This window comes from Kingella pumchi, from assembly GCF_022288825.1.
Taxonomy (GTDB): Bacteria; Pseudomonadota; Gammaproteobacteria; order Burkholderiales; family Neisseriaceae; genus Kingella_D; species Kingella_D pumchi.
Map to the genome: position 1 here is coordinate 2,598 of NZ_JAKOOW010000031.1, position 4,321 is coordinate 6,918.

The 4,321-nt window shown below is 46.7% G+C and carries 3 protein-coding genes and 1 pseudogene; all 4 read right to left on the minus strand.

Annotated features, from left to right (window positions below):
• A pseudogene (locus MB824_RS08505) lies at nt 1–228 on the minus strand (hypothetical protein); the annotation flags it as partial.
• Nucleotides 229–261: 33 nt separating this feature from the next.
• A complete protein-coding gene (locus tag MB824_RS08510; RefSeq protein WP_238748033.1) occupies nt 262–735 on the minus strand; it encodes a hypothetical protein in 474 nt (157 codons plus the stop codon).
• 239 nt (nt 736–974) lie between these two features.
• Nucleotides 975–1,433 (minus strand): hypothetical protein, encoded by a 459-nt coding sequence (locus MB824_RS08515; protein ID WP_238748034.1) that lies wholly within the window; start codon nt 1,431–1,433, stop codon nt 975–977.
• 10 nt (nt 1,434–1,443) lie between these two features.
• Nucleotides 1,444–4,092: a VENN motif pre-toxin domain-containing protein gene (locus MB824_RS08520; RefSeq protein WP_238748040.1), complete on the minus strand. Its 2,649-nt coding sequence runs from the start codon at nt 4,090–4,092 to the stop codon at nt 1,444–1,446.
• Between the last annotated feature and the right edge of the window lie 229 nt (nt 4,093–4,321).

Sequence of the window (4,321 nt, forward strand, 5' to 3'; positions counted from 1 at the left end):
AGCTTTCAGGCTGCTTTGCTGGCTTTGGCGGTAGTGTTGGTTTTGTTCCTTGCTGGCGGTTTTAAAGCCGAAGCCGGCTTCGACGGACAAGAGAACGGCGCCTTGCTGTCCGGTTTGGTTTTTGACGGCGTCGGCTACTTTGCCGACGGAATCGGCCAGCTGGTAGGCTTGGGCACCGGCGGCTAGACCCTGCAGGGCGCGGGTGCGGTCGTCGGCTGGTTGCGGCAATTGGCGTGCAAAAGCCTCAGCTGCATTCTATGCTTACTCGATACTCTGCACGGGAAAAAATATCTTACCCCACGGCATATCGTTTTCTTCAAAGATGCTTTCAAGATGATCGATAAAGGCGGGATTCACGGCATTGTCGTCTTCTGCACTGTTCACTACTTCGGGATCAAAATATTTAAAATAGAATACCTCTCCCTCGGAGGTAAGGTTAATATGTGTAAGCCAATGATAAATCCAGGCAACATCAAAATCGTATCCTTTTGATTCAAGATCATAATTAGGATTGTAATAAGCAAGATTCCGGCAATACTCCCGAATGTCTTCATCCGTAATCTCTTTCTGCGGCCAAAATTCCATCCATCTCAAGGTAAACAGCCGGTAAATAATCTCTACTGTTTCCTGCCAATCAAGCCCTGAATTGGGAAGGTCTACTGGTTCTGTATCAACAAAAGCTAATTGATAAAAAATATCTTGCATGGCTGCTGCCTGTCGTTCGTTCATCTTCATAAGTTTACCCTTCTAGAAAAATTAATTTTGTGGAAATTTTAATTTTAAGTTTTTATTGTTATTCAGTAACCGGATGGCCTGATTATTATGGATTTCTACCGTTGCTGTAGTGGGTAGGGTATCTTTGCCAGCATATCCGGCAGGACGGTAAACAATTGTGTCGTTTAGTGTCGCAACTCTCCAGCAATCTTAAATACTTTAGGTAACATTTTAATAAAACAAGTAAGATTAATCATTTTTTAAGAATGCATTAAGGATGCAATAGGAAATAGTGGATTATTCTCATCCCATTCTACCCCATGCTCAATAAATATGGATTCTAATGTTTTTATGAAAGGAGTATTTAATTCAAATTTCTTTCCATTCCACTCCTCAAATGCCTCAGGAATATATTTTATTATTAAATCTAGCCCCTTTTTTGTTAATATAATCTCTCCCCAATACCACACTCCATTATCCTTACCAAAAGGATTTTGTTTTGCTAGTTTATGACAAAAACCTAGAATATCTTTTTCTGTTTCCAAATTAACAGGCTCAAGAATTGCTAATTGACATATTAATAATCTATATATGAATTCAACTGCAAATTGCCAATCTTTGTTTCCTTGTCCATGCGATGCAAAATGCATTGGGAAATAGGCATCTAATGCTAAATACTCAAATTCGCATTGAATATTTTCTGCTGTCTCTAAATTCATTAAAATATCCTTATCTAGCAGGGAATTTAAATTTCAGCTCTGTTGGCTTGCCCTTTAAATTAATATTTAAGTTATTTAATGTTGGATTATTAATATCAACAGACGCTGTAGTTCCCTTAGTCATAGAAGCATTACCTGCTGGCCTATACACCACAAAGGTTCCATCCGGCATTTGCGCTTTCCAACAGCCCACACATTTACCTCCGTATAATTTTTCACCTTCGACTCGTTCCATTAATGTAGGTTTCCTGCCTAAATATCGACGTGCAAAAGCCTCGGCTGTTTGATTCGGATTATCTGAACGAGACATTTCTCTAGCAGCACCAGGCTTTCCTTTTTGCGGTTGTCCAGGTAGGCGGGTACGGCCAGACGTTTGCAACCTTTTTAATGCATCAGCCTGCCTTTCTGCAGAAGAAATAGCATTACGTTGGCGTATCGCCTCTATTCTGTTTGGGTTGTGGGATTCGATTTTTTCATGCCGTTGCTGATTATATTTAGGGTTGTTTCTCCCTATGTTGATGTCATCTCTGTAATCTTTCGGTGGTTTCGGCAATGCCTTCTGTTCCCAATCCCGGCTGCTAAACACCCGTTTGCTTCCGTCAGGCCGCACCACCTTCACCGCATTGTCCGACCACGTTACCACAGAGCCTCTCGGTATCAGCTCCCCGTTGGCCAGGCGTTGTTCCTGTGCCAAGGTAACGGTTGTTCCTTTTACCGCTTGGAGGTTTGGGGGAATGCGGGCTTCGCCGACAGGCACAGCCTTTCCGGACGGAACCTCCGCCTTAACAGTTTCAATTCTTCTTGGATCTTGGTTATAGATTTTCTTGTGAATCTCGTCATTAAAGTTTTTTAGATTTTTCCTTGTATTGAGATCATCATGATTACGTTTAGCTTTGAACGGTTCTCCGTAATCTATGGGATACTTATTTCGATCAATATTTTTCTTCCCAACTATTCTATTGTTTAATGAATTGCTTAATTTATTATGCGCACCATGAATAAGGAGAAGCAATGCAGCCTGTCTCAATTCAGGTGAGGTGAAATCTCCTGTTTTTACTGCATTGATTAATGCCGAATAGCCTGCTTTTTGCTGTTCTGCATCATACATTATCCTTAAGCCATTATTGACCACAACCAGCTCGTTTGGAGTAAGCCCTTTATTTTTAGTATGGAAATACTGAGAGATTATCTGGTTTAATTCAGCAGTTCCCATAGTTCCTATTCCGCCTGCCTGAATATTAGTTAAACTCTCATAACCTTTAGGTTCGTAACCATATGCATTACCTATCGGTTGCATATCAGAACCTTTTAAACTATCTGAGTGGGCCAGTGTCCGTAAATCTCTAGCCATATAATCAGAAACTTGTTCTATCGTAAATTTTCTGGTTCGAATACCCTCCAAAATAAAATATTGGGCAAGAGCCTCATTGTTTAAGTGAGCTGTTTGGACTTTTCTTCTGCAATCGTCATTTTGGCATTTTGCGTACTGTTGCAAAATGCTATTGATCGAAGCTACACCCTTAGATAACAAATAATTTTGTATTTTTTGTCCAGTTGGACTTAATTTTTTATGTTCGTGAATATTTGGCAGAAGGGCATTATTCTCCACCGCATTCTGCCCCAACACACCCCCTACCTGTGCGTTGAACAGGGCATTGCTGTTGCCGTTGGTGCTGCCGCTGCCTTTCAGGCTGCCTCCCGCCGCACCTACCACCGAAGCGATGGCGCCGGTCTGCGCTTTGATCTCTTCTTTAATGTGCTCGGGCAGAAGGTTGGGATTGAATTTTCCCGTTGTCGGGTCGATGGCGATCTTGCCGTCGTCGTATTGTTTGGCCAGGTACCCAGCCGCGCGTTCGGCAGCAACGGCAGCGCTGCCGCCGGCAAGCGGGTCGGCACCGTTGGCGTAGGCTAAAGCTGCGCCGAGCATAAAGTGGCCGATTGCTTGGGCGGCTTCGTTTTTGTTTTCCCCGTGGCCGAAGCGCTTGCCGATGGCGGCTGCAGCATACGGCGCCAACGTATTGGCCGCCAGCTGCAGATCCCCCTGGCCGCCCAGGGCGCCGGTAATCAGGGTTTCGGCGGCACTAAGCGCACGGCTTTTGCTGCCGCCTATGCCCCAGCTTCGGGCTTCTTGGTAGGCTTGGGCGTAGGCGGGGGAATGGGCCAGCAGCTCCTGCTGCCGTTGTGCGTCGCTTAGGCTGAGATAGTGTTCGTAGCTGCCGTCGTTACGCTCTTTCAGGCTGCCTTCGTGGGCGGCCTGTTGTTTTTCCAGCTCTTCGGCTGCCGCTTTGGCACGGTTGCCCCTATAGGTGCCGACGGCACTGTGGATGGCGGCAGTCGATTGGGCAATGGTTTGCTGTTTGTCGAGTAGGTTTTGCAGATCGGGAACGGCATCGGCGCTATGATGGGCAGTGGCCGAATCGGTATGGATGCCGAGAGCGCGGGCACTGGTTTTTTTGCCGTCGATGGTGATGTTGCCTTCGCTGAGTACAGAGCGGGTATAACCTTGGCTGCCGCCGCTTTCATGCTGCGGCAGGGTGGGGCTGTAGTTGAGGCCTTTGTTCATGTTCTGGCCGGCGGTTTGGGACGCACGGCCGAAGGCGCTTTGATTGAAGCCGTCGCTTCCTTTCAGGCTGCCGCCGTAACCGGCACCGATGCCCATGCTGCTGGCGCTGTAGCTGCTTTCGTTGCGGATGTCTTCAAAGCTGAAACTGCGGGCGGTGAGTTCGTTGTGGTCTTTGTCTGCGGCAGAAGCGATGGCGCCGCCTTTAAGCCGGACGCTGTCGGCTTTGATGTGATAACCGCCTTCGCCGGCAAAGAGACCGCTCTGGCTGCCGACGTTGCGGCTGTGGCCGCTGGCTTTGCTTTGGTTGTAGTTGCCGGATACGCTC